The sequence below is a fragment of the Marinifilum caeruleilacunae genome (genome assembly GCF_013141825.1).
In the GTDB taxonomy this organism is placed as follows: domain Bacteria; phylum Bacteroidota; class Bacteroidia; order Bacteroidales; family Marinifilaceae; genus Marinifilum; species Marinifilum caeruleilacunae.
This window is the reverse complement of the sequence record NZ_RZNH01000106.1, coordinates 1-942: the sequence shown is the minus strand read 5'-3', so window position 1 is coordinate 942 and position 942 is coordinate 1. Positions and strand designations below refer to the sequence as shown.

The following is a 942-nucleotide window of genomic DNA, read 5'->3' as shown; positions in this document are numbered from 1 at the left end:
AAACATGTGCAGGTGGAACAATTACCTTAGATGCAGGCAACGCAGGATCAACATATTTGTGGTCAAATGGTGCGACAAGCCAGACCATTACCGTGTCAACATCTGGTAACTACTCAGTTGTGGTAACTGATGCCAATGGCTGTTCAGCTTCTGATGATGTGAACGTAACGGTTCATCCTAATCCTGTTGTGAACCTTGGTGCAGACCAGGAAACTTGTGCAGGTGGCACGATTACTTTAGATGCAGGCAATGCAGGAGCTACATACTTGTGGTCAAACGGAGCAACAACACAAACCATCACGGTTTCAACATCAGGTAACTACTCAGTTGTAGTAACTGATTCGAATGGCTGTTCTGCTTCTGATGATGTAAACGTAACGGTTCATCCTAATCCTGTTGTGAACCTTGGCGCAGACCAGGAAACTTGTGCAGGTGGCACGATTAGTTTAGATGCAGGCAATGCAGGAGCTACATATTTATGGTCAAATGGCGCAACAACACAAGCCATCACGGTTTCAACATCAGGTAACTACTCAGTTGTGGTAACTGATGCAAATGGTTGTTCTGCTTCTGATGATGTAAATGTTACAGTTCATCCAAATCCGGTTGTGAATCTTGGCCCAGACCAGGAAACATGTGCAGGAGGAACGATTAKTTTAGATGCAGGCAATGCAGGAGCTACATACTTGTGGTCAAATGGCGCAACGACTCAAGCCATCACAGTTTCAACATCTGGCAACTACTCAGTTGTGGTGACTGATGCAAATGGTTGTTCTGCTTCTGATGATGTAAATGTTACAGTTCATCCAAATCCGGTTGTGAATCTTGGCCCAGACCAGGAAACTTGTGCAGGTGGCACGATTAGTTTAGATGCAGGCAATGCAGGTTCAACCTACTTGTGGTCAAACGGAGTAACAACTCAGACCATTACCGTGTTAACAT

Annotated in this window: 1 pseudogene; it reads left to right on the top strand. The window is 45.0% G+C overall.

Features of this window, described 5'->3' with window-relative positions:
• Positions 1–942 (top strand): annotated as a pseudogene (locus ELS83_RS21690) (hypothetical protein); the annotation flags it as partial.